This is a genomic window from Bradyrhizobium sp. CCBAU 25338 (genome assembly GCF_028128965.1).
GTDB lineage: Bacteria > Pseudomonadota > Alphaproteobacteria > Rhizobiales > Xanthobacteraceae > Bradyrhizobium > Bradyrhizobium liaoningense.
Window position 1 is genome coordinate 144873 of sequence record NZ_LFKY01000034.1, and the last position, 23408, is coordinate 168280.

Here is a 23408-nt window from a genome sequence, read left to right on the forward strand (position 1 = left end):
TAGGCACGCCTCGCTTTCAGGTTGCTTAGAGACTCGATTCAAATCGTATTGATCGTTGGGCAGGATCGGCCGATTCCTGCGGTTGTTCATAATCCCTCAATGAAAATCCCGCGAGGGCGGCAGGATGCGAACGTTGCGGGGGTGGCGGATTTTTTGGGCTGGCATGTCCGCGAGAGCGCGGGGGTCCTCGTTGAGCGGCTCGACGACGGTGGCGCCTGCCGGCACCGGATGCTTGCGACCGAGCGCATCGTTTGCGAGGCCGACCAGATCGTGCGAGCGGTCGATCATGCGCTGGGCGATGAGATGCGTCACCTTTTCGGGGCTGCTCTGGATATAACCTTCGACCAGGATGAGGCGCGCGCCCATCACCTCCTTGCGGTACTGTTCCATGATCTTGGGCCAGACCACGACATTGGCGATGCCGGTCTCGTCCTCCAGCGTCATGAACACGACGCCGCTGGCACTGCCCGGCCGCTGCCGCACCAGGACCACGCCGGCGCAGCGGACGCGGCGCCGCTCGTTTTCGTGGCTGATCTCCTTGCAGGCGACGATGCGCTCGCGCGAAAACATCTCGCGCAAGAATTCCATCGGGTGGCCCTTCAGCGACAGCCGGATGGTCTGGTAGTCCGCGACCACCTGCTCGGCGCGCGGCATCACCGGCAGCGGCTTGGCGTGCTCGTCCGGCTGCTCACGCGCGATCGCCGCCTCGAACAGCGGCAGCGGCACGTCGTCGGGCAACCGCCGCACCTGCCACAGCGCCTCGCGGCGATCGAGCCCGAGCGAGCGGAACGCGTCGGCATCCGCCAGCAGGATCAGCGCGCGCTTGGGCAGGCCGGTGTCGCGGGCGAAGTCCTCGAGCGAGGTGAAGGGACGACGGCTGCGGGCGGCAATGATGCGATCGGCCCAGTCGGGCACTCTCTCCATGTCGTCATTCCGGGGCGCGCCTCTTGGCGCGAGCCCGGAATCCATACTCCCGATCGGGGTTATGGATTCCGGGCTCGACGCTGACGCGTCGCCGCGGAATGACGACTGTGAGCGTTTCAAGCTCTCCTCATCCTCATCGAGCCAGTGAAAGCCGTCGATCTGGCGAAAGCCGAGGCGCACGGCGCAATGTTTGCCGCTCCCTTCCTCCAGCGTGTTCTGCGCAAAGCTGTAGGACACGTCGATGTCGCGAACCTCGACGCCGTTCTTGCGGGCATCGCCGACGATCTGCGCCGGCGCATAAAAGCCCATCGGTTGCGAGTTCAACAAGCCGCAGCAGAAGGCGTCGGGATGGTAGTGCTTCAGCCACGACGAAATGTAGACCAGTTGCGCAAAGCTCGCGGCATGGCTCTCAGGAAAACCGTAGGAGCCAAATCCCTTGATCTGGTCAAAGCAGCTTCTGGCGAAATTGGGATCGTAGCCGCGCGCCACCATATTGCCGATCAGCTTCTCCTCGTATTGGCCGATGGTGCCGACATTTCGGAAGGTCGCCATCGAGCGGCGCAGACCGTTGGCTTCCTCGGAGGTAAAATGGGCAGCCTCGATCGCAATGCGCATCGCCTGCTCCTGGAACAGCGGGACGCCGAGCGTCTTGTGCAGCACCTTGTAGAGCTCGTCCTTGTCGCCATGCTCCGGCGACGGCGAGGGATAGCTCACCTTCTCGATCCCGTTCCGCCGCCGTAAATAAGGATGCACCATGTCGCCCTGGATCGGCCCGGGGCGCACGATCGCGACTTCGATGACGAGATCGTAGAAGGTCCGCGGCTTCAGGCGCGGCAGCATGTTCATCTGCGCGCGGCTCTCGACCTGGAACACGCCGAGCGACTCCCCACGGCACAGCATGTCGTAGACTCCGGGATCGTCCTGCGGAACACTCGCCAGCACAAAACGCTCGCCCTTGTGCCGATCGATCAGATCAAAACACTTGCGGATGCAGGTCAGCATGCCGAGCGCCAGAACGTCGACCTTCATCATGCTGAGCGCATCGACGTCGTCCTTGTCCCATTCGATGAAGGTGCGATCGTCCATCGCGGCGTTGCCGATCGGCACATAGGTGTCGAGCCGGTCCTGGGTGAGCACGTATCCGCCGACATGCTGGGAGAGATGGCGCGGAAATTCGATCAGCTCGGTCGCAAGCTCGACCGCGAGGTTGATCATGGGATTGTTCGGATCGAGCCCGGCCTGCCTGACCTGCATGTCGTTGAGGCCCTTGCCCCAGCTGCCCCAAACGGTATCGGCGAGCGCGGCGGTGACGTCCTCGGTCAGGCCCAGCGCCTTGCCGACGTCGCGAATGGCGCTGCGCGGGCGATAATGGATGACGGTGGCGATGATCGCGGCACGATGGCGACCGTAGCGGCGATAGACATATTGCATCACCTCCTCGCGCCGCGAATGCTCGAAATCGACGTCGATGTCGGGCGGCTCCAGCCGCTCCTTGGAGATGAAGCGCTCGAACAACAGATCGACCTTGGTCGGATCGACCGAGGTGATGCCGAGCACGTAGCAGACCGCCGAGTTCGCCGCCGATCCCCGCCCCTGGCACAGGATGTTCTGGCTGCGTGCATAGTGCACGATGTCGTGCACGGTGAGAAAGTAATGCGCGTATTTCAGCTCGGCGATCAGCGCGAGCTCTTTCTTCAGCGTCGCGCGCAGCTTGTCGTCGATCTTGCCGCCGAAATATTTGTCGACACCGGCCCAGGTCAGATCCTCCAGATGCCCTTGCGCGGTCTTGCCCGGCGGCACCGGCTCGTCGGGATATTGATACTTGAGCTGATCGAGCGAGAAGTCGATCTTGTCCGCAAAACGCATGGTCTCCGCGATCGCATCGGGGAAATCGCGAAACAGCCGCGCCATTTCTCGCGGCGGCTTCAGGAACCGCTCGGCATTGGCCTCCAGCTTCCGTCCGATCGCATCGATCGTGGTCTTTTCCCGGATGCAGGTCAGCACGTCCTGGAGGGGACGACGCGCGGGATGGTGATAGAGCACCTCGTTGGTCGCAAGCAGCGGCACTTGGGCTTTTGCCGCGAGATCATCGAGCCGCGTCAGGCGACGCCTGTCATCGCCGCGATAGATCAGGCTCGCCGCCAGCCACACGCCCTCGGCGCGGCTATCCCTGAGCTTTGAAAGAACATTCAGCGCCTGAGCGGGCTCGAAGCGATGCGGCAACGTCAGGACCAGCAGCTGGCCTTCCGAAAACTCCAGGAGATCAGCGAAGGCGAGATGGCATTCGCCCTTCTCGATCCGCGTGATGTCGTCGCCGCGCTTGCCCCGGGTGAGAAGCTGGCACAGACGGCCATAGGCGGCGCGGTCGCGCGGATAGACCAGGATGTCGGGCGTGCCGTCGACGAAGACGATGCGCGCGCCGATCAGCAGTTTCGGCTTGTGTAGCACTTCGGCATTGTCGAGTTCCTTGTAGGCCCGCACCACGCCGGCGAGCGTGTTGCGATCGGCAATGCCGATCGCGGGGATGCCGAGGATGCTGGCCTGATGCACATAGGCGCGCGGATCCGAGCCGCCGCGCAGGAAGGAGAAGTTGGTTGTGATGCCGATCTCGGCATAGGGAGGCGTGGTCATGCGAAGAGACCGTGCACATACCAGTTGGGGGAAACGGGCCTGCCTTCGCCGTCGAACGTCTCTCCCTCGTAGAGCCCGTCGCGAAAGATCCAGAAGCGCAGACCTTCGGCGTCCTCGATGCGGAAATAGTCCCGCGTCAGTTGCCTGCCGTCCTGCTGCCACCATTCCATCGCGATGCGCTCGGGCCCCTCCACCCGCACCACCGCATGCAGCGCGCGGCGCCAGGTGAATTGATGCGGCGGACCATCCGGCACGGTCGCGAACGGCACCTTGATCGGCTCCGGCTTGTCGAACAGCCGTAAGGGGCGCAGCGGTGGCTCGCTCTCGGTGCGCGCCGGCCATTCGGCCTGCATGGCGGCAGCGAGATGATGCTGGGCGGGGGCGGACAAAACCGCGCGCTCGGGGATATGGGTGTCCTGCGGCAGATGCACGACGACGCGCTTGCCTCCGATGCGCGCGGCGATGCGGTCGATCAGCGCAGCAATCTCGTCATTGTCGTGGACATGCGCATCGAGATCGCGCTGCTCCTGCACCACGATCTCGGTGCGGCTCGCCGACAGCCGCACCATGTCGAAGCCGAAGCCGGGATCGAGGGGATCGGCGAGCGCATCGAGGCGTTCGCGGAACAGCCGGTCGATCACGACGCTTCGCGTCACGGGGCGTCCGGTCTCGACCGTGATCGCGCGCACCACGCCGTCGGTGCGGAAGAAGGCAGCCTCAAGTCGTCGTGCGCCCTTGCCCTGCTTCTCCATGGATGCGATCAGCGTGTCCGCCAGCCGCGACAGCGTCATCGCGATCATGGTGTCGGTCGCGATCGGCTCGGCGAAGCGCTTCTCCACGATGTAATCGGGCAGCGGTTTGCGCGGATTGATCGGCGCATCGCCCTGTCCCAGCGCATGCGCGAGCAGCGTGGAGAACCGCGCGCCAAACCGCGCCGTGATCTCGTGGGAGCTGCGCGAGGCGACATCGCCGATGGTCTTCAGACCGGCGCGGCGCAAACCGGTCGTGATCGCCTCGCCCGCCCCGAGTGCGGACACCGGAAACCGGTCGATCGCAGCCGCCTCCCCTCCATCTGCAACGATGGTTCCCGTGGCCTGCCGCGTCAGCGTGCGCGCGCAGACCGAGGTCCCGGCAATCGCGGCGCTGACGGCAAAGCCCTGCCGGTCGAGCGCCCGGACCAGCGTCCGCAACAGCGCGGCTTCGCCGCCGAACAGATGCGCGCAGCCGGTGATGTCGAGGAACAGCCCGTGCGGCGCGTCGAGCGCCACCAGCGGCGTGAAGCGGTCGCACCAGTCGGCGATATCGCTGAGCGTCTTCGCATCGGCCACGATATCGGCATCGAACACCCTCAGGTCGGGACACATCGCCCGCGCATTGGCCAGGGGTTGGCCGATATACAGGCCGAGGCGCTCGGCGGCCTCGTCCAGCGCATGGATCACCAGCGCATTGTTGTCCTTGATGACGACGATGCTCGGCTCATGATTGGCTTTACCCAGCCCGGCGCTGCCGAAAAACCGCTGGATCCGGTCGATGGGCAGGCGCGGCAGCCACAGGCTGAGGATACGTCGACGGTTCACTGAACTGGCACTCATCACAATTCCATTCCATGATCCACCGGCCGCATGGGCCATGACGATTGCGCAAGAGTTCGGCATCGAAGCGCGGCGCGCCCCATGTGCTCCATGCCTGCCCCGGCGGTGAATGTGCCGCGCGCAGCATCCATCGCGTCTCCGCAGTCGAGGGCAAAGGTTGTGCGGCCATGCGCAGGAGCAACCCGGTGACGCCGGAAGATTGCGCGGCGAGCGTCAGCTTGCGGCTTGCCACGAGATCGAACTGTCTGATCTCGCCCCAGAGCTCGAGCACGACGGCGCCCAGCGCATCGCAGGCGAGCGCATCGGCCGAGGTGCGCAGCGCGCTCTCGACATCGGCGGCGCGCACCATCACCACGCGGCGCGGATCGAGGCCGAGTTCGGCTAGCCCGCTCATCGACAGCGCGCCCGTCTCTATCTCCGAAAAATCCTGCCGCACCCACAGCAGCGGCCGACGCGCGCTCACGCGTCCCGCAAGGCCCATGGCGAAGCCGGTCGCGGCAGCGCCCTGACGCCCCTCGCAAAACACCTCATGGACCGCCGCACGCGCGAGCCCGCCCTTCAGCGCGCCATCGGCTTCGTGATGGCCGAGCGCGACGCGATCGTGCTGATGCACGATTTCCGCCGTCTCGATGCGTTCGATCTGGCCGCGCAAGGTCGCAAGCGCGCTGTTGCGTGCGCCGCTCATGCTCGCCGCTCCTTCAGGAATTGGTGCCGTGGCCTTCAAAAGAAGAACCAACGGCTGGCTCATTTGTTCATGATATGTTCTAATATAAAGCTAACGGGGCCAGAAGAGTCAATCGAATTGGCGCTCGATCGGATTCGTGAGCTGAATCAAAGGGATTCAAGGATGGACGTACAACGCAAGCTGGAAATCCTGGCGGACGCCGCCAAATACGACGCGTCCTGTGCCTCCAGCGGCACCGAGAAGCGGGATTCCAGCGACGGCAAGGGGATGGGCTCGACCGCGCCCGGCATGGGGATCTGCCATTCCTACGCGCCGGACGGACGCTGCATCTCGCTGCTCAAGGTGCTGCTGACCAACGCCTGCAATTACGATTGCCTCTATTGCGTCAACCGCGCCTCCTCGAACGTGCCGCGCGCCCGCTTCACCGTCGACGAGGTCGTCAAGCTGACGCTCGACTTCTACCGGCGCAATTACATCGAGGGCCTGTTTCTCTCCTCCGGCATCATCCGCAGCCCCGACTACACTATGGAGCAGGTGGTCAGCGTCGCGCGCAAGCTGCGCGAGGAGCATCACTTCCGCGGCTACATTCACCTGAAGACCATTCCCGAAGCCGACGACGCGCTGATCGCGGAAGCCGGCAAATATGCCGACCGCCTCTCCATCAACATCGAGATGCCTGAGGAGACGAGCCTGCAGCAATTCGCGCCGGAGAAGGATGTCCGCGCGATCCGCCGCACCATGGGCCGGCTGCGGCTGAAGCTGGACGAGGCCGAGGACAGCCGCAGCGCAAAGACCAAGGCCAAGCCGCAGCGCTTCGCACCGGCCGGCCAGAGCACACAGATGATCGTCGGCGCCGACGCGGCCTCCGATCACACCATTCTCCACACCAGCGCCAATCTCTACGGCGCCTACCGGCTGCGGCGCGTTTATTATTCCGCCTTCAGCCCGATCCCCGATGCCAGCCGTGCACTTCCTCTGCGGGCACCGCCGCTGCTGCGCGAGCACCGGCTCTACCAGGCCGACTGGCTGATGCGGTTCTACGGCTTCGACGTCGGCGAGATCGTCGACGACAGCGCGATGCTGCCGCTCGACATCGATCCCAAGCTGGCCTGGGCGCTCCGCCACCGCGACCGCTTTCCGCTCGACGTCAACCGCGCCAGCCGCGAGGAATTGCTGCGCGTGCCAGGCTTCGGCACCAAGGCGGTCGAACGCATCATCGCGACGCGGCGCACCACTACGATCCGTCTTGCCGATCTCGCGCGGCTGCACGTGCCCCGGCACAAGGCGCTGCCGTTCATCGTCCTCAGCGATCATCGCCCCTCGCTCCATCGGCTCGACGAAGCGCGGCTGATCGACCGGTTCAAGCCGAAGGCAACGCAACTCGGATTTGGCTTCTGATGCAGTACATCACCCTCGATACGGAAACTGATTTCGACGGCTGGCGCAAAGCTGCCCGTACGCTCGTTCTACGTCATGTGGAGCCGCGTGATATCACCTGGAGCGTGCGAGGTGGCGAAGCGGAGTTGTTTGCGCCACCCGCGCCGTCTCCGATCCTTGAGGTGAACGACGGCACCTTCAACGTGTCAGCAAAATTCGTCGAGCTGGCCAAGGCCGCCATCCTGCACCGCGATGTCGAGCGTTTTGCGATCCTCTATCGCCTGCTCTGGCGATTGAAGGACAATCACGACCTCATCGAGGTTGCGACCGATCCTGACGTCGCGCAAGTCACGGCCCTGGCAAAGGCGGTCCATCGCGACGAGCACAAGATGCACGCCTTCGTCCGCTTCCGCGAGATCGGCCGGGAACGCCAGGCGCATTACGTCGCCTGGTTCGAGCCGGAGCATCACATCGTCGAGCTCGCTGCGCCGTTCTTCGCCAAGCGCTTTGCCGACATGCCCTGGTCGATCCTGACACCGGACCTCTGCGCGCATTGGGATGGCCACGCACTTTCGTTCACATCCGGCGTCAGCAGGAGCGAAGCACCGAGCGAAGACCGGCTGGAAGAAACCTGGCGGCGCTACTACGCCAGCATCTTCAATCCGGCACGGCTCAAGGTGAAGGCGATGCAGGCCGAGATGCCGAAGAAATATTGGAGGAACCTGCCCGAGGCCTCGATCATTAAGCCTCTGATCGAGGACGCCGAGCGCATGACCGGTGCTATGATCGCCAATGCCGCAACCGATCCGCGCAAGCCTCAGAAGCGGCCGGAGGCTCCGATGAAACGCAAGCCAGCTGCCGACGATCTCGAAGCGCTCCGCGAGGAGGCCGCGCATTGCCGCGCCTGCCATCTCTACAAGGACGCGACCCAGACCGTGTTCGGCGAAGGCCCGAAGTCCGCCAACATCATGCTGGTCGGCGAACAGCCCGGCGACAAGGAAGACCTCGCCGGACACCCCTTTGTCGGTCCCGCCGGCCAGATGCTCGACCGCGCGCTGGAGGAAGCCGGCGTCGACCGCAAGAAGGTCTATGTCACCAACGCGGTCAAGCACTTCAAATTCGTGCCGCGCGGAAAAATCCGCCTGCACCAGAAGCCGAACACACCTGAGATCCGGGCCTGCCGGCAATGGTACGAGCGGGAAGTTGCGGCAATCCAGCCCGATCTCATCGTGGCGATGGGCGCGACCGCCGCGCAAAGCGTGTTCGGCAAGATCACCCCGATCGGCAAGAACCGCGGCCGGCTCATAGACCTTCCCGACGGACGCAAAGCACTCGTGACGGTGCATCCGTCCTATCTGCTGCGGCTGCCGGATCCGGAAGCCAAGGTGCTGGAGTATCGGCGCTTTGTCGAGGATTTGAAGATCGCCGCTGCCTTGCAGAAGAAGGCCGCCCGGGCTGCCTGAACACTGGAAGGCGGGCGGCTTTCACGCCTGAGGTGTCATCCGGCCTTCAAATCCATCGCGGACAATACCCTTACCTGAAAGTTAAGGGGCGTCCAGACATGAGCGATGTTGCATTCGACCGAGCGATAGCCGATCCCGCACCGATCCAGCCAGCCTCGCGGCCAAATCTCGACAAGGGCTTCAATCCGCTGACGATGATCCTGTTCTTCGGCATCCTCGCCGCCGGCCTGCTGTTCGTCGCCTACAGCATCTATGTCGACGTCAACGCGACGGGCGTGCGGGTGACGACCTACCTGCCCTACATCCTCCTGTTCGTTGCGCTCCTGATCGCGCTCGGCTTCGAATTCGTCAACGGCTTCCACGACACCGCCAATGCAGTGGCCACGGTCATCTACACCCATTCGCTGCCGGCGGAGGTGGCGGTGATGTGGTCCGGCTTCTTCAACTTCCTCGGCGTGCTCCTGTCCTCCGGCGCGGTCGCCTTCGGCATCGTCTCGCTGCTGCCGGTCGAGCTGATCCTCCAGGTCGGCTCCAGCGCCGGCTTCGCCATGGTGTTCGCGCTGCTGATCGCCGCGATCCTGTGGAATCTCGGCACCTGGTTCTTCGGCCTGCCCGCCTCCTCCTCGCACACCCTGATCGGCTCGATCATCGGCGTCGGCGTCGCCAACGCCGTGATGCGCGGCCGCGACGGCACCTCGGGCGTGGACTGGAGCAAGGCGACCGAGATCGGCTATGCGCTGCTGCTGTCGCCGCTGTTCGGTTTCATCTGCGCCGCCGTGCTGTTGCTGCTGCTCAAGTTCATCGTGCGCAACCCGGCCCTCTATGCCGCCCCCGAAGGCAACAAGCCGCCGCCGCTCTGGATTCGCGGCCTGCTGATCGCAACCTGCACCGGCGTCAGCTTCGCGCACGGCTCGAACGACGGCCAGAAGGGCATGGGCCTGATCATGCTGATCCTGATCGGCACCGTGCCGACGGCCTACGCGCTCAACCGCGCATTGCCGGAATCCCAGGTCGTCCAGTTCCAGAATACCTCGGATGCCGCCGCCCAGGTGATCGCCGCGAAGGGCACCGGCCACAGCATCATCGGCGATCCCCGTCCGGCCGTGACGCAGTACATCACGTTGCGTCACATCAACGAGGGCACCTATCCCTCGCTCGCCGTGCTGGTGAAGGATGTCGGCGACCAGGTCGCCAAATACGGCACGCTGAACAAGGTGCCGGCGGAAGCCGTCGGCAACACCCGCAACGACATGTACATGATCTCGGAAGCGATCCGGTTCCTGATGAAGGACAAGGAAAACGATCTCAACAGGGAGGAGATCGCGACCTTGAATGCCTACAAGGGTTCGCTCGACGCCGCCACGAAGTTCATCCCGAACTGGGTGAAGATCGCGGTCGCCATCGCACTCGGCCTCGGCACCATGATCGGCTGGAAGCGCATCGTGATCACGGTCGGTGAGAAGATCGGCAAGTCCCATCTCACCTACGCGCAAGGCGCCTCGGCCGAACTCGTGGCCGCCGCCACGATCGGCGCCGCCGACGTGTTCGGCCTGCCGGTCTCGACCACGCACGTGCTGTCGTCGGGTGTCGCCGGCACCATGGCGGCGAACGGTTCGGGCCTGCAATGGTCGACGATCCGCAACCTGCTGATGGCCTGGGTGCTGACGCTGCCCTGTGCGATCATGCTGTCGGCCACTCTCTACGTGATCTTCTCGCGAGTCTTCTGAGCAGAACGACACTCCATGAACGCGGATGGCCGGGTTTGTCCCGGCCATTTGCATTCCAGGCTGTCATTCCGGGGCGGGCCGCAAGACCGAACCCGGAATCTCGAGATTCCGGGTCTGGTCCTTCGGACCATCCCGGAATGACGACGGAGCGTTACGACGCCGCTAGCTGTTCCTCGACCAGCTTGACCCAGTAGGACGTGCCGTAGACGATCGCCTCGTCGTTGAAATTGTAGGCGGGGTGATGCAAGCCGGCGCTGTCGCCGTTGCCGCAGAAGATGAAGGCGCCGGGCCGCGCTTCCAACATGTAGGCGAAATCCTCGCCGCCCATCAGCGGCGCCATGTCGTGCACATTGGCTTCGCCCGCGACCTGCTCGGCGATGCGCCGCGCCACTTCGGTCTCCGCCGCATGATTGTTCACGACGGGATAATTGCGCTTGTAGCGCAGGTCGATCTTGGCGCCGGTGATCTGCGCCACGCCAGCCACAACTTCACGCACGCGTTTCTCGACCAGCTTGCGCACCTCCGGCGATAGGGTGCGGATCGTGCCTTTCAGCGTCGCGGTCTGCGGAATGACGTTGCGGGCGTTGCCGGCGTGGAATTCACAGATCGAGATCACGGCCGATTCAAGCGGATCGACGCTGCGCGCGACGATCGACTGCAGTGCCGTGATCACCTGCGCACCGACCAGCACGGAATCGACGCATTTGTGCGGGCGCGCGGCGTGGCCGCCGACGCCCTCGATCATGATATCGACCTCGTCCGTCGCGGCCATGATCGGACCCGGCCGGATCGCGAACGAGCCGATCGGGATGCCCGGCCCGTTGTGCATGCCGTAGACCTGGTCGATGCCGAAGCGCTCCATCAGGCCGTCCTTGACCATGGCCGCGCCGCCGGCACCGCCCTCCTCGGCCGGCTGGAAGATCACCACGGCATCGCCGGCAAAATTGCGGGTCTCGGCGAGATAGCGGGCGGCCCCCAGCAGCATTGCAGTATGGCCGTCATGGCCGCAGGCGTGCATCTTGCCAGGGTTCTTGGAGGCGTACGGCAGATTGGTCTGCTCCTCGACCGGCAGCGCGTCCATGTCGGCACGCATGCCGATCACCTTGAGCCCCTCGCCGGCCGGCTTGTTGCCCTTGATCACTCCGACCACGCCGGTCTGGCCGAGACCGGTCACGACCTCATCGCAGCCGAACTCCCGCAGGCGATCCGCGACGAATGCTGCGGTGCGGTGGACGTCGTACAGCAGCTCGGGGTGCTCATGGATGTCCCGCCGCCAGGCCTGAATGTCGGGCTGAAGGTCGGCGACGCGGTTCACGATAGGCATGGAGGGTCTCGAGCTTTGTTAGCAATACAGGACTGTCTACCATGCAAGCGCCGGTCCACCCAACCGGCGGAGGGTCCAGGGTAGCTCTGTTCTCTCGTCATGGCCGGGCTTGTCCCGATCCGCTGCGTCTGCCTATTAGACTGAACGCAAAGTGACCATCCGGGTGGAAGCAGAATGCCAAGGCGGCTCGAAGGTGAGTTTGACTACATTGTCGTCGGAGCCGGTACGGCCGGCTGCATCATCGCCAACCGGCTCTCGGCCGATCCGAAGAACCGAGTCCTCATTCTCGAAGCTGGCGGCGACGACAATTGGATCTGGTTCCACATCCCAGTCGGCTATCTCTTCGCGATCGGCAATCCCCGCTCGGACTGGATGTTCAAGACCGAGGCGGAGCCCGGCCTGAACGGCCGTTCGCTCGCCTATCCCCGCGGCAAGGTGATCGGCGGCTGCTCGGCGATCAACGCCATGATCTCGATGCGCGGGCAGGCCGCCGATTACGATCATTGGCGCCAGCTTGGGCTGACCGGCTGGGCCTATGACGACGTGCTGCCGCTGTTCAAGCGGCTGGAAGACCACTTCCTCGGCGCCAGCGAGCATCACGGCGCCGGCGGCGGCTGGCGCATCGAGGCACCGCGGCTGTCATGGGCCATTCTCGACGCCGTCGGCGACGCCGCCGAGGAGATGGGCATCAAGCGCATCCCGGATTTCAATACTGGCGACAACGAAGGCACGAGCTATTTCCACGTCAACCAGAAGCGCGGCCGGCGCTGGTCGTCGGCGCGCGGCTTCCTCAAGCCCGCACTGAACCGCCCCAATCTGCGGCTCGAGAAGCATGTGCTGGTCGACCGCCTCGTCATCGAGCAGGGCCGCGCCGTCGGCGTCCGCTTCATCCAGAACGGCGAGATCGTCGAGGCGTGCGCGAAACGCGAGGTCATCCTCTCGGCAGGTTCGATCGGCTCGGTGCAGGTGCTGCATCGCTCCGGCATCGGACCGGCCGACTGGCTGTCGCCGCTCGGCATCGACATTGTCATGGACAAGCCCGGTGTGGGACGCAATCTCCAGGACCACCTCCAGCAGCGTGCGATCTACAGGGTCGAGGGCGTCCGCACCCTGAACGAGACCTATTACAACCTTTTCCGCCGCGGCCTGATGGGACTCGACTACGCCTTCCGCCGCCGCGGTCCTCTGACCATGGCACCGTCGCAGCTCGGCATCTTCACGCGCTCGGACGCGACGCGCGGGCGCGCCAACATTCAGTTTCACGTGCAGCCGCTGTCGCTCGACAAGTTCGGCGATCCCCTGCACCGCTTTCCTGCCATCACCGTCAGCGCCTGCAATCTGCAGCCGACCTCGCGCGGCACCGTTCGCTTGCGCGCGGCGACACCTGATGAGAAGCCGATCATCGCGCCGAACTACCTGTCGACCGACGACGACCGCCAGGTCGCCGCCGACGCCATTCGCACCACGCGGCGCCTGATGCAGCAGAAGGCGCTCGCGAAGTACCGGCCCAGCGAATATCTGCCCGGGCCCTCCGTCGGCGACGACGACGCCTCCCTCGCCAAGGCCGCCGGCGATATCGGCACCACAATTTTCCACCCCGTCGGCACGGCGAAGATGGGCGCGGCGAACGATCCGATGGCGGTGGTCGACGAGCGGCTGCGCTTCTACGGCCTCGGAAGCTTGCGCATCGTCGATGCCTCGATCATGCCGACGATCACCTCGGGCAACACCAACACGCCGACGGCGATGATTGCGGAGAAAGGGGCTGCGATGATCCTGGAGGACGCGAAGTAAACCAACCCGCAGCGCATCACTGCTCTACCCATGATCAATCCACACCGTTTTTCCATCGGCCCGACCGACGCGCAGATCGCCATGTTGCAATGGGGCGAGAGCGGCAGGCCGCCCGCGCTGCTCCTGCACGGCACCGGCTTCGTTGCCGATGTCTGGGATGAGGTCGCGCGCGAGCTTGCATCGACCTACACAGTCTATGCGCTCGACCGCCGCGGCCATGGCGCCAGCCACAAGCCCGGCGCCTATCACTTCCTGGATTACGCCGACGACGTCTGCCGGGTGATCGATGCGCTCGATCTCCGCGACATCTACGGCATTGGCCACAGCGCGGGCGCGACCGACCTCCTGCTCGCGGCGAAACTCTTGCCCGGCCGCTTCACGCGCCTGTTCGTGATGGAGCCGACCGTGATGGACCCGCGCAGGACGCGCTCCGGCGGACTGAGCGAGGAATCCTTGTCCCGCGTCGAGAGCACGACGCGCCGGCGCGCTGAGTTCGACAGCGCCGACGCCGTGTTCGATCGCTATCGTGCCGCTCCGGCCTTTGCGGATTGGACCGAGATCTCGCTGCGCGCCTATGTGCGCCACGGCTTCGTGCCGCTCGACGATGGCCGTGTCCGACTCTGCTGCACACCCGAGATCGAGTCCGCGATCCTGCGTCCGATCTACGAGGCGATGGAGCAGGTGTACGCTGGCGATGCCCGTGGCAATCCGTTTGCCTGGCTGACCGAGATCGACTGCCCGGTGCGCGTCACGACAGCCGCGAATTCGGGGCCGATCTACAAGGAGATGGCGCGACGGGCCGCGTCGCTGATTCCAAGCGTCAGCACATTGGTCTTTGAGGGCGCCGGTCATTGCGTGGCGCAGGAATTGCCGGGACGCGTGGTCGAGGCCGTGCGGGAGTTTGCAAAATAGCTCTCGTGTCCCGGACGCGGCGCAACACCATAAGCGCGTTCACGTGACGAGTTCGAGGCGGCGATGAGGGCGAATGTGGAGGGATAGCAGCGCCCGTCGTCACGTCATTGCATGGAGCTCGCGACAAAATTGCCCAGCAACTTTGCGCTGAAGCGACCAAGCAATCCAGACCGCCTCCTCGGAGACAGTCTGGATTGCTTCGCTGCGCTCGCAATGACGATCGTCGAAAAGGCCCGGCAAGAAATCAGGCCGACCGTCGCACCGCGTTGTCCACCAGCGTCTTGCCGAGCGACCAGATCGCGCCAGGGACCTTGTGGCTGCCGGCGATGACGTCGTCGAAGGCGCGCTCGATCCAGCTGCAGTCTTCCTCGGTGATGGTGAGCGGAGGCAACAGCTTGATGGTGTGGCTGCCGTGGCCGGCGACTTGCGTGAGGATCTTGTGATCCTTGAACAGCGGCACGGTGATGAGCTGGCAGAACAGGCCCTTGTTGGCGGTCTCCAGCACGTTCCAGGAGGCGCGCAGGCGCAGCGACTTCGGCGGGCCGAACTCGACGCCGATCATCAGGCCCTTGCCGCGCACTTCCTTCATCAGCTCGTAGCCAGGCACCATGCGCGTCAACGCGAGGCGCAGCTCGGCGCCGCGCTTGGCGGCGGACTCGATCAGCTTCTCGGACTCCATGACGTCGAGCGTGGCGATACCCGCGGCCATGGCGAGGTCGTTCTTGGAGAAAGTCGAGCCGTGCACCACCGCACGGTCCATCTGGTTGAAGATCTTGTCGAAGATGCTCTTGCGCGTCAGCACGGCGCCGACCGGCACGTGGCCACCCGACAGCGACTTCGACAGCAGCACCATGTCGGGCTCGACGTTCCAGTGCTCGACAGCGAGAAAGCGGCCGGTTCGGCCCATGCCGGTCTGGATCTCGTCGGCGACGAACAGCGTGCCGTATTTCTTGCAGAGCGCGGCCGCGCCGGGCAGGAATTCGTCGGTGGGCATGTTGACGCCCTTGCCCTGGATCGGCTCGACGACGAAGGCCGCAACCTCGCGCGAGGCCAGGGCCTTTTCGAGCGCGGCCAGATCGTTGAACGGGACCGGCGTGCAGCCCGGCAGCAGCGGCTCGAATCCGGTACGGAAGTTCGAGTCGCCGGTCAGCGACAGCGCGCCATAGGTCAGGCCGTGGTAGCCGTGGGCGCAATAGACGATGCCGGGGCGGCCGGTCGCGCCACGCGCGAATTTGATCGCGGCTTCGACGCATTCCGCGCCGGAATTGGCGAAGAACGCCTTGTCGAGATAGGGGACGTATTTCAGCAGCCGTTCGGCCAGCACGCCGGCGAGCGTCGAAACGTCGAACTGGACGAGGTTGGGCAGATCGGCATCGAGCACGCTCTTGAGTGCATCGCGCATGACAGGATGATTGCGCCCGATCGCGAACACGCCAAAGCCGGACAACAGGTCGAGGTAGCGAGCGCCCTCGCGATCGTAAAGGTACTGCCCCTGCCCCTTCTGGAAGCCGACATCGTAGCCGATGGTCTTGAGAACCCGAACGAACTGCTCGTTCAGATACCGGTTATGCAGGGTGCTGCGCTGGGCCTGACGGTCCGCGAATAGCTGAGACATGTCTGGATTTGGGCTGTGCATCCGCTACATACTTCGATTGGAGGCCGTCTCGTCAACTGAAAACGGACCGCTGCTGAAAACGGTCTGTGCGGCCTTTTGCCCTTTTTCGGACCATCTTCGCAAGCACAGCTTTTAGATCATGTTGCACTGCCAAGGAACCATCATGCGTTTAGCCCTTTACACCGGACTAATACTGGCTGGCGGTTACACCTGCCTGACACCCGCGCTCGCTGCAGACCCGACCGGCGACTGGCGGGTCGCCGACGGCGTTGCCAACATTCGTGTCGCCCAATGCTATGGCAGCATGTGGGGTGCGGTCTCCTGGGAAAAGCAGCCCGGGGGGCGCGACGAGAACAATCCGGATGTCTCGAAAAAGAACAGGCCGACGCTGGGCATGGCAACCCTGATCGACATGAAGAAGAAGCCCGGCATCGATCAGTGGGAAGGACAGGTCTACAACGCCAAGGATGGACAGCTCTACAGCGCGACCATCACGCCGGGTGGTGCCGATCAGCTCGAAATCAAGGGCTGCGTGATGGGCTTCCTCTGCGGCGGCGAGACCTGGACCCGGGTCGGCCCGCCAATCCCCTCGAGTCCTGTCAACGCCATGGCCAAGGGCGCGCCGAAATCCGGCGGCGCCACCCCGCCGAAGGCTCAAGGTGCGCAGGCAGCTCAAGCTCAAGCCACGACAGGGGCCACGGCACCTGCGCCTGCAGCTCCGAAGGCCGCCGGCGCCGCCAAGCCCGGTCAGAAGGGCGCCGCCGACCCCGTCGGCGACATCTGCCTACTCCCTGAGATTGCGGGGTTTGCCCATTAGGGCCGGCTGAAACAGCAGCACGGCGGCAAGCGTGGTCACCAGCGAGAGTGCCAGCAGCTTGCCCATGCTGGACGTGCCGGGATGGCTCGACAGCCACAGGCTGCCGAACGCGGTTGCCGTCGTCAGCGCGCTGAAAAAGATCGCACGCGTGAGGCTGGTCTGGAGCAGGTTTGTTCTGCCCGAGCGCCACGCCACGACATAATAGATCTTGAAGGCGACACCGACGCCGAGCAGCAGCGGGAACGCAACGATATTGGCGAAGTTCAGCGGCAGCCCGATCAACACGCAGATCTCGAGCGTCACTGCGCCGGCAACCAGAAGCGGCACCAGCGTCATCAGCACGTCGACGAACCGGCGCAGCGTGATCCACAGCAAGAGCCCGATCACGACCAGCGCGTAGATGCCGGCGTGGATGAACGCCTTCACCACGGTGTCGCCGGATTTCAGGATCGAGACCGGTCCGCCGATCGCGGTCGGCTCGGCCGCGAGCACCGCCGCCGCGAATTTGCGCAGCGTGTCGTTGTCGTTGGGATCGCCCTTGGGCAGCGCCTCGACGCGGATGATGCCGTCCTTGCTCTTCCAGGCGCTGACGAGCTCGGGCGGCAGTGACTTCAGGGTGACCGGCTCGGCCTGCATGGCGTTCCTGAGCTGGTCGAACACGATCTTCATCGGCGTGACGAATACGTCCTGCGCCTTATTGCGCGTGGCCTCGTCGCCATTGGCGAGCTTTTCGAGCGCGTCTGCAAGACGGCGCGAGGCGACCGCCCCCGGCCCCTTCGCGTCACCCGCGGTCCGGCGCAGATTGTCGGCCGAGGATTTCAACGACTCGATATTTTCCTGATCCGACGGCGCCGCATCGATCTGATCGGGGTTCAGCGCGGGGTTCAGCACCTTGGCCCCCTGCGCAAGCAGCTTCAGTTTCGGCGGCTGGTCCTGCGGCACGAAGCTGTCGAGAGACATCACCCTGAGCACCTCGGGCACTTTCTCGAGCCTCGCCTCGACCTGCCTCGCCTGCTCCTCCGACGTCGTCATCACGTTGATGGCATTGGCGCCGGTATTGGGGTCCTTGCGCAAATCGAGGAAGGTGGCGATCGATTCGGCTTTCGGATTGCGCAGGTTCATCGGGTTGAAGTCGAACTTCATGAAGTAGAGCAGCGGCAGGCCGCCAAGCGCGAGCAGCAGCGTGCCGCCGACGATCAGCACGCGATGCTTCTCCAGGAAGTGATCGACCGGCGCCAGGAAGGCGTAGCCGACGGGCTCCGGCTCGCCGGGCGGGTTCAGAAGCTTGAGCAGCGCCGGCAATACGGTGATGCTGGACACGAACGCCACCAGCATGCCGACGCCGGCGATCTGTCCGAGCTCCGAGATGCCCTTGTAGTCGGTCGGCATGAAGCAGAGGAAGCCCGCCGCGGTGGCCATTGCAGCCAGCGACAGCGGCACCGCCGAGCGCTTGGCCGCCAGCACCAGCGCGCCCGCGAGGTCATCATGCTTGTAGCGCTCGGAGCGGTAGCGGACGCTGTACTGGATGCCGAAATCCACGCCGAGGCCGACGAACAGCACCGCGAACGCGATCGACAGCAGATTGAGCGAGCCGACCATCATCAGGCCGGCCGCGGTCGTGATCGCGAGGCCCACGAAGAGATTGACGAACACCGCAAAGATGATCTTCGCCGAATGCAGCGCCAGCCACAGGATGAGCAGCACGACGAGAACGGTGCCGACGCCGTTGACGACGGCTCCCTCCTGGACGGTCGCGTATTCCTCGTTGGCGATCGGGACCGGGCCGGTCAGGCGCACCCGCGCCTGGTATTTGTTGGGGAAGTCCAGATCGGCCGCCGCTTTCCGGATCGCGTTGGTCGCGTCCTTGCCCGGCTCCAGCGCGTTGTAATCGAGGATGGGCTTGAACTCGATGAAGGCGCGCTTGTCCGAATCCTTCAACGGCTCGTCGCTGACGAGCTCGCGCCAGGAGAAGCTGGCGTTGCCCTTGTTGAGCACGGTCTCGACGGTCTGCGCGATCAGGTTGAAGGGCCGCTCGGTGTTGTCGAGCTTGACCTGGCCTCGCTTGACGCCGGCGAGGCCGGTTTCCAGCGCGCCGGTGAGGCCGCGGATCGAGGGATCGCCGGCCATGATCTCGATCAGGGGCGCGGCGGATTCGAACTGGCCGGTGATCTTGGCGACTTCTTCCGTCGGCAGGAACAACAGTCCATTCTTCTCGAAGAACTCTCCGCTACCGAGCTGCTGCATCGACTGGAAGTTGGTCTTGTCGTCCTTCAGCCTGGCATAGAGCGCGTCTGCCGCGGCGCTCGCCATCTCCGGCGTCCGGGCCTCGATCACAGCGAGGATCGTTTCGTTCTGATCAAACGCTTGGTCGAATTGCTGGTCACGTTTGCGCCAGTCGAGATTCTGGGAAATCAGCGAATTGATGTCGGTGTTGATGGCGAAGTGGCGCGCAGTGTAATAGCCCGCCCCTACCGACAACAGGAGCCCGAGAACGACGACGAGGGAGGCAAACCGGGTGCAGGCCCTGACGATGGCAACGACTACGCTTTGCAGCACTTCTTTTCTTTCTGCGGTTAAACAGCTTGCCGGAAACGCCCGCTGTTTATCGGAGTTCCCGGGCGAAACCTATTGCTGTTTTAAGTGGTTCTCGCCGCGCGAAGGTTCGAGGTGAGCGGCGGGAGACCGTGGCAAAATCATGCGGGCGGTCGGTATAGCCGGGGACTTGAGGCGGGAAAGTGACGAAGAACGATGCACCGATGTCGCGCATTTGCGCACAGGGCTTAACCTACTATAATACCTAAACAATGGACTGTCAGCGTTCCCGGCTTTCCTTATTGCCGATTTTTTGACACAAAGTATTGCGCCTCCATGCGCCGGAGCCCCATGAGGGTGGGCGGCTACCGCATGCGCGAACCAATGGTGCGGATATTGCAACTCATTGGTCAGTATCGGGGTGCCGCCGGGAGACTTACGAGAGCGGATTGGTGCAACTTGCGTGATGGGCGTCCAATGGAAGTTTATCTGGCGCAACCGCGCGGCTTCTGCGCGGGCATGGTGCGTGCGATCGAAATCGTGGAACGGGCGCTGGAGAAGTACGGCCCGCCCGTCTACGTGCGCCATGAGATCGTGCATAACAAATACGTCGTCGAGAGCCTGAAGAGCAAAGGCGCAATCTTCGTCGAGGAACTCTCCGAGGTTCCGCCGAAGGCTGTGACGGTCTTCAGCGCCCACGGCGTCGCCCGCAGCGTCGAGGAAGAGGCTGCGGCGCGCGACCTTCCGGTGCTCAATGCCACCTGTCCCCTGGTCACGAAAGTTCACAATCAGGGGAAGCGCTACATCGGCAAGGGCCGCACGCTGATCCTGATCGGCCATGCCGGCCACCCCGAGGTCGAGGGTACGATGGGCCAGGTCCCCGGCCCCGTGCAGCTTGTCCAGAGTGTTGAAGAGGTTAAGGCGCTCACGCTGCCGGCGGATACGCCGGTGGCCTACATCACCCAGACCACCCTGTCGGTCGACGACACCAAGGACATCATCGCGGCCCTGCAGGCCCGCTTTACAGACATTCAAGGTCCGGATATCCGGGATATCTGCTATGCGACACAGAACCGCCAATCTGCGGTAAGGGACTTGAGCAAGCTGGTCGACGTGATCCTGGTGGTGGGGGCTGCCAACAGCTCCAACTCGAACCGGCTTCGCGAAATCGGCACCGAGGCCGGCGTCGCGAGCTATTTGATTGCCGACGGCAGCGAGCTCAATCCGGAGTGGCTGAAAAATGCCAGGACCGTCGGCATCACGGCCGGCGCCTCGGCGCCCGAGGTACTCGTGGATGACGTGATCGAAGCGATGCGGCGGCTCGGACCGGTCAAGGTCTCGGTGCTACCGGGCCGCGAGGAGAACATCGAATTTCGGCTTCCGGCCCAATTGGCTGCGAGCTGACCCACCCGAATTTCAAGCCCAGAAAGAAACGTGTAATGGCTATCCCCTTCTTCAAGGAAATGCGTATCGGCGGCTATTTGCTCAAGCAGAAACTGCTTGGCCGCAAGCGCTATCCGCTCGTGCTGATGCTGGAGCCGCTGTTTCGCTGCAACCTCGCCTGCGTCGGCTGCGGCAAGATCGATTATCCCGACGCGATCCTGAACCGCCGCATGACGGCGCAGGAGTGCTGGGACGCCGCCGACGAGTGCGGCGCGCCGATGGTCGCCATTCCCGGCGGCGAGCCGCTGATCCACAAGGAGATCGGCGAGATCGTGCGCGGCCTCGTCGCGCGCAAGAAGTTCGTCTCGCTCTGCACCAACGCGCTGCTGCTCGAGAAGAAGCTCGACCTGTTCGAGCCCTCGCCGTACCTGTTCTTCTCCGTGCATCTCGACGGGCTGCGCGACCACCACGACAAGGCGGTGTCGCAGAAGGGCGTGTTCGACCGCGCGGTGTCCGCGATCAAGGCGGCCAAGGCACGCGGCTTCACCGTCAACGTCAACGCCACCATCTTCGACGGCCATCCGGCCGAGGAGATCGCGAAGTTCCTGGACCTCACGGTCGAGCTCGGCGTCGGCGTCTCGATGTCGCCGGGCTACGCTTATGAGCGCGCGCCGGACCAGGAGCACTTCCTCAACCGCACCAAGACCAAGAAGCTGTTCCGCGACGTCTTCGCGATGGGCAAGGGCAAGAAGTGGAACTTCATGCATTCCGGCCTGTTCCTGGACTTCCTCGCCGGCAACCAGGAATACGAGTGCACGCCCTGGGGCATGCCCGCGCGCAACATCTTCGGCTGGCAGAAGCCCTGCTACCTGCTCGGTGAAGGCTACGCAAAGACCTTCAAGGAGCTGATGGAGACCACCGACTGGGAGACCTACGGCACCGGTCGTTACGAGAAGTGCGCCGACTGTATGGCCCATTGCGGCTACGAGCCGACGGCAGCGACCGCAGCCCTCAACAACCCGCTGAAGGCGATGTGGGTGTCGCTGCGCGGCATCAAGACTTCAGGCCCGATGGCGCCGGAGATCGACATGAGCAAGCAGCGCCCCGCGCAGTACATCTTCTCGGCGGAAGTGCAGAAGCGCCTGTCGGAGATCCGCAAGGACGAGGCGGCTGCCGCGCAGGAGAAGGCCGCGCGGAAGGCATCGACTGCCGCGTAAGCGCGGGCGACCTTGTAGCCCGGATGGAGCGAAAGCGAAATCCGGGACAGTCCCTCCGCGTTGCAAAGCCCCGGATTACGCTCCGCTCCATCCGGATCTACGAACACAAAACAGAACAGGCCCGATCGCCATCGCGACCGGGCCTTTTGCTTGTTCAGCGCAAGCGCAGCGACAAGCAGCACGATGCGCCGCCCTACCCCTCCTTTGCCAGACCGGGGCCGCCCTTCTGCAAAAAATGAAAAACAACCCCATGCACAGTAGAACCACGGCTGCCGGCCGGCACAGGGCCGGCTCCGTCAAGCCATGCCGCGTCGGGTAAATCAGCAGCAAACCGGCAAGGACCGCGGCATCCGCGGTGCGGGGGCGTTTTCGCGACCGGGCACGCCGTCAACCAAGCGCGCAAGGCTTGCACGAATTTCGTATTTTACGAACACGATTTGACGCGTCGGGCAAAACAGTGGCAGTATGGCATGCTGCCCGTCTTTCGGAAATCGCTACCGGTTAGCCACCACAGACGGCGCCGAACTCCCCGCTTTCGCGAAATCCAACACGATCTTCATTCCATGCATGCTTCGTCAAAGATCAGCAAAATCGTCCAGCAAGCTTGATAACTTCAACTTGAACGCTGTCGGAAACTGACGGTTCGGTCCTCTTGCTGCCACAGGTCATCCTCGAAATGCCCTGTCACTGCAATTATCGTGTCTCACTTCAGGGGTGCAGTCCAGCACTGTCACCGTAACTTGTCACCGCAATTTATTGGAAGAGGATGTAGAGGCCCCTACGTTGGCTGAGCCTTGCGAGATTGATCAACCGCTCTAACAAGGATTCGCCGTCAACGTCGAAGAAACAGTCATAGAGAGTATCGATTCGAAGTCCGACGGTTTTCGCCACCTGCCTCTGCCATTCCGAGTTAATAGGAATGCGGGGGCGACGGCGGAATTCTTCCCCTATTGATTGCAATTCCTTTTCTAACTCTCGGGCCTCGCTTGGTGACCACTGGCCATCACTATCGGAGTGGAGGATCAGCGTTGGGAACTTTGAGCCAGCTATGCCACCTTCAAGCTCCCGAACGACGCAGTCGCGGAAAGCTCCAAAGTCAGCATATGAACCAATCTCTACGCCATCCAATTCCTGGTCACCATCGAATATGCACAGGTAGAGGCCCATCAGTAATCCTCGCGGAGGATCGTATTATCAGTCTCCTCGATCAATTCGGACAGAGAGCGATCAAATTCACAAGCAGATGGCACCTTAAGAACAAGCTTGAGACCCTCGCTTGTAGCCTTAAATGCAAGCAGCCGGATCTGGTACGTCGCTCTAAGCATCTTCACATTCTTTATTAGGTAAAGTCGGTTGAACTTCTCAGCATCCGCCCTTGTGCCCCTAGGTACCTGATGCTGGGTTTGCGTGGTCAT

Annotated in this window: 16 protein-coding genes; 8 read left to right on the forward strand and 8 right to left on the reverse strand. The window is 63.7% G+C overall.

Annotated features, from left to right (window positions below):
• Positions 1-96: 96 nt before the first annotated feature.
• From ACM42_RS14680 to ACM42_RS14690, 3 genes are read right to left on the reverse strand one after another with little or no spacing between them, the layout of a single operon-like run.
• Complete coding sequence (locus ACM42_RS14680) at positions 97-3555, reverse strand: error-prone DNA polymerase (RefSeq protein ID WP_271528588.1); 3459 nt, start codon at positions 3553-3555, stop codon at positions 97-99.
• Positions 3552-5147 carry a Y-family DNA polymerase gene (locus tag ACM42_RS14685; RefSeq protein ID WP_271528589.1) on the reverse strand — a complete coding sequence of 532 codons (1596 nt, stop codon included), beginning with the start codon at positions 5145-5147 and terminating at the stop codon, positions 3552-3554. Before ACM42_RS14685 ends, ACM42_RS14680 begins: the two co-directional genes overlap by 4 nt.
• Positions 5044-5832, reverse strand: coding sequence for an ImuA family protein (locus ACM42_RS14690; protein ID WP_271528590.1), 789 nt, complete (start codon positions 5830-5832; stop codon positions 5044-5046). Before ACM42_RS14690 ends, ACM42_RS14685 begins: the two co-directional genes overlap by 104 nt.
• 162 nt (positions 5833-5994) lie before the next feature.
• Here ACM42_RS14690 and ACM42_RS14695 point away from each other — a divergent pair, with 162 nt between their 5' ends.
• The 3 genes from ACM42_RS14695 to ACM42_RS14705 all read left to right on the forward strand — a co-directional run bounded on the left by ACM42_RS14695 (position 5995) and on the right by ACM42_RS14705 (position 10399).
• Positions 5995-7230 carry a putative DNA modification/repair radical SAM protein gene (locus tag ACM42_RS14695; protein WP_271528591.1) on the forward strand — a complete coding sequence of 412 codons (1236 nt, stop codon included), beginning with the start codon at positions 5995-5997 and terminating at the stop codon, positions 7228-7230.
• Positions 7230-8672 (forward strand): UdgX family uracil-DNA binding protein, encoded by a 1443-nt coding sequence (locus ACM42_RS14700; protein ID WP_271528592.1) that lies wholly within the window; start codon positions 7230-7232, stop codon positions 8670-8672. Before ACM42_RS14695 ends, ACM42_RS14700 begins: the two co-directional genes overlap by 1 nt.
• 98 nt (positions 8673-8770) lie before the next feature.
• Positions 8771-10399, forward strand: coding sequence for an inorganic phosphate transporter (locus tag ACM42_RS14705; RefSeq protein WP_271528593.1), 1629 nt, complete (start codon positions 8771-8773; stop codon positions 10397-10399).
• A gap of 151 nt (positions 10400-10550) precedes the next feature.
• On the opposite strand, the gene ACM42_RS14710 is transcribed toward ACM42_RS14705, so the two are convergent.
• Entirely contained in the window at positions 10551-11723 is a 1173-nt protein-coding gene (locus ACM42_RS14710; RefSeq protein WP_271528594.1) for a M20 aminoacylase family protein, read from the reverse strand.
• A gap of 174 nt (positions 11724-11897) precedes the next feature.
• Between ACM42_RS14710 and ACM42_RS14715 the strand changes: the two genes are divergently transcribed.
• Together ACM42_RS14715 and ACM42_RS14720 are read left to right on the forward strand one after the other, a co-directional pair.
• Entirely contained in the window at positions 11898-13517 is a 1620-nt protein-coding gene (locus tag ACM42_RS14715) for a GMC family oxidoreductase (RefSeq protein ID WP_271528596.1), read from the forward strand.
• A 30-nt stretch (positions 13518-13547) separates the two neighbouring features.
• Positions 13548-14429 carry an alpha/beta fold hydrolase gene (locus tag ACM42_RS14720; RefSeq protein WP_271528597.1) on the forward strand — a complete coding sequence of 294 codons (882 nt, stop codon included), beginning with the start codon at positions 13548-13550 and terminating at the stop codon, positions 14427-14429.
• Positions 14430-14673: 244 nt separating this feature from the next.
• Here ACM42_RS14720 and hpnO read toward each other — a convergent pair whose 3' ends face one another.
• Complete coding sequence (gene hpnO / locus ACM42_RS14725; protein WP_028176727.1) at positions 14674-16065, reverse strand: aminobacteriohopanetriol synthase HpnO; 1392 nt, start codon at positions 16063-16065, stop codon at positions 14674-14676.
• A gap of 142 nt (positions 16066-16207) precedes the next feature.
• Between hpnO and ACM42_RS14730 the strand changes: the two genes are divergently transcribed.
• Positions 16208-16861 (forward strand): DUF2147 domain-containing protein, encoded by a 654-nt coding sequence (locus ACM42_RS14730; RefSeq protein WP_271528598.1) that lies wholly within the window; start codon positions 16208-16210, stop codon positions 16859-16861.
• On the opposite strand, the gene ACM42_RS14735 is transcribed toward ACM42_RS14730, so the two are convergent.
• Positions 16829-19417, reverse strand: coding sequence for an MMPL family transporter (locus tag ACM42_RS14735; protein WP_271528599.1), 2589 nt, complete (start codon positions 19415-19417; stop codon positions 16829-16831). The genes ACM42_RS14730 and ACM42_RS14735 overlap by 33 nt on opposite strands.
• A 453-nt stretch (positions 19418-19870) precedes the next feature.
• Here ACM42_RS14735 and ispH point away from each other — a divergent pair, with 453 nt between their 5' ends.
• Together ispH and hpnH are read left to right on the forward strand one after the other, a co-directional pair.
• Positions 19871-20797 (forward strand): 4-hydroxy-3-methylbut-2-enyl diphosphate reductase, encoded by a 927-nt coding sequence (gene ispH / locus ACM42_RS14740; RefSeq protein WP_271528696.1) that lies wholly within the window; start codon positions 19871-19873, stop codon positions 20795-20797.
• A 35-nt stretch (positions 20798-20832) separates the two neighbouring features.
• On the forward strand, positions 20833-21993 hold the full coding sequence (gene hpnH, locus ACM42_RS14745; RefSeq protein ID WP_271528600.1) for an adenosyl-hopene transferase HpnH: 1161 nt from the start codon (positions 20833-20835) through the stop codon (positions 21991-21993).
• A gap of 753 nt (positions 21994-22746) precedes the next feature.
• On the opposite strand, the gene ACM42_RS14750 is transcribed toward hpnH, so the two are convergent.
• Both ACM42_RS14750 and ACM42_RS14755 read right to left on the reverse strand, forming a co-directional pair.
• A complete protein-coding gene (locus ACM42_RS14750) occupies positions 22747-23160 on the reverse strand; it encodes an Imm70 family immunity protein (RefSeq protein ID WP_271528601.1) in 414 nt (137 codons plus the stop codon).
• Positions 23160-23408, reverse strand: a complete 249-nt coding sequence (locus tag ACM42_RS14755; protein WP_271528602.1) for a hypothetical protein — start codon at positions 23406-23408, stop codon at positions 23160-23162. The genes ACM42_RS14750 and ACM42_RS14755 overlap by 1 nt, the downstream gene beginning before the upstream one ends.

Excerpts from the sequence above, each read along its gene's own strand:
- ispH (WP_271528696.1), top strand. The coding sequence starts at position 19,871 with ATGGAAGTTTATCTGGCGCAACCGCGCGGCTTCTGCGCGGGCATGGTG.
- ACM42_RS14710 (WP_271528594.1), bottom strand. The coding sequence starts at position 11,723 with ATGCCTATCGTGAACCGCGTCGCCGACCTTCAGCCCGACATTCAGGCC.
- ACM42_RS14715 (WP_271528596.1), top strand. The coding sequence starts at position 11,898 with ATGCCAAGGCGGCTCGAAGGTGAGTTTGACTACATTGTCGTCGGAGCC.
- ACM42_RS14720 (WP_271528597.1), top strand. The coding sequence starts at position 13,548 with ATGATCAATCCACACCGTTTTTCCATCGGCCCGACCGACGCGCAGATC.
- ACM42_RS14695 (WP_271528591.1), top strand. The coding sequence starts at position 5,995 with ATGGACGTACAACGCAAGCTGGAAATCCTGGCGGACGCCGCCAAATAC.
- ACM42_RS14705 (WP_271528593.1), top strand. The coding sequence starts at position 8,771 with ATGAGCGATGTTGCATTCGACCGAGCGATAGCCGATCCCGCACCGATC.
- ACM42_RS14685 (WP_271528589.1), bottom strand. The coding sequence starts at position 5,147 with ATGAGTGCCAGTTCAGTGAACCGTCGACGTATCCTCAGCCTGTGGCTG.
- hpnO (WP_028176727.1), bottom strand. The coding sequence starts at position 16,065 with ATGCACAGCCCAAATCCAGACATGTCTCAGCTATTCGCGGACCGTCAG.
- ACM42_RS14680 (WP_271528588.1), bottom strand. The coding sequence starts at position 3,555 with ATGACCACGCCTCCCTATGCCGAGATCGGCATCACAACCAACTTCTCC.
- hpnH (WP_271528600.1), top strand. The coding sequence starts at position 20,833 with ATGGCTATCCCCTTCTTCAAGGAAATGCGTATCGGCGGCTATTTGCTC.
- ACM42_RS14730 (WP_271528598.1), top strand. The coding sequence starts at position 16,208 with ATGCGTTTAGCCCTTTACACCGGACTAATACTGGCTGGCGGTTACACC.
- ACM42_RS14690 (WP_271528590.1), bottom strand. The coding sequence starts at position 5,832 with ATGAGCGGCGCACGCAACAGCGCGCTTGCGACCTTGCGCGGCCAGATC.
- ACM42_RS14750 (WP_271528601.1), bottom strand. The coding sequence starts at position 23,160 with ATGGGCCTCTACCTGTGCATATTCGATGGTGACCAGGAATTGGATGGC.
- ACM42_RS14755 (WP_271528602.1), bottom strand. The coding sequence starts at position 23,408 with ATGACCACGCAAACCCAGCATCAGGTACCTAGGGGCACAAGGGCGGAT.
- ACM42_RS14700 (WP_271528592.1), top strand. The coding sequence starts at position 7,230 with ATGCAGTACATCACCCTCGATACGGAAACTGATTTCGACGGCTGGCGC.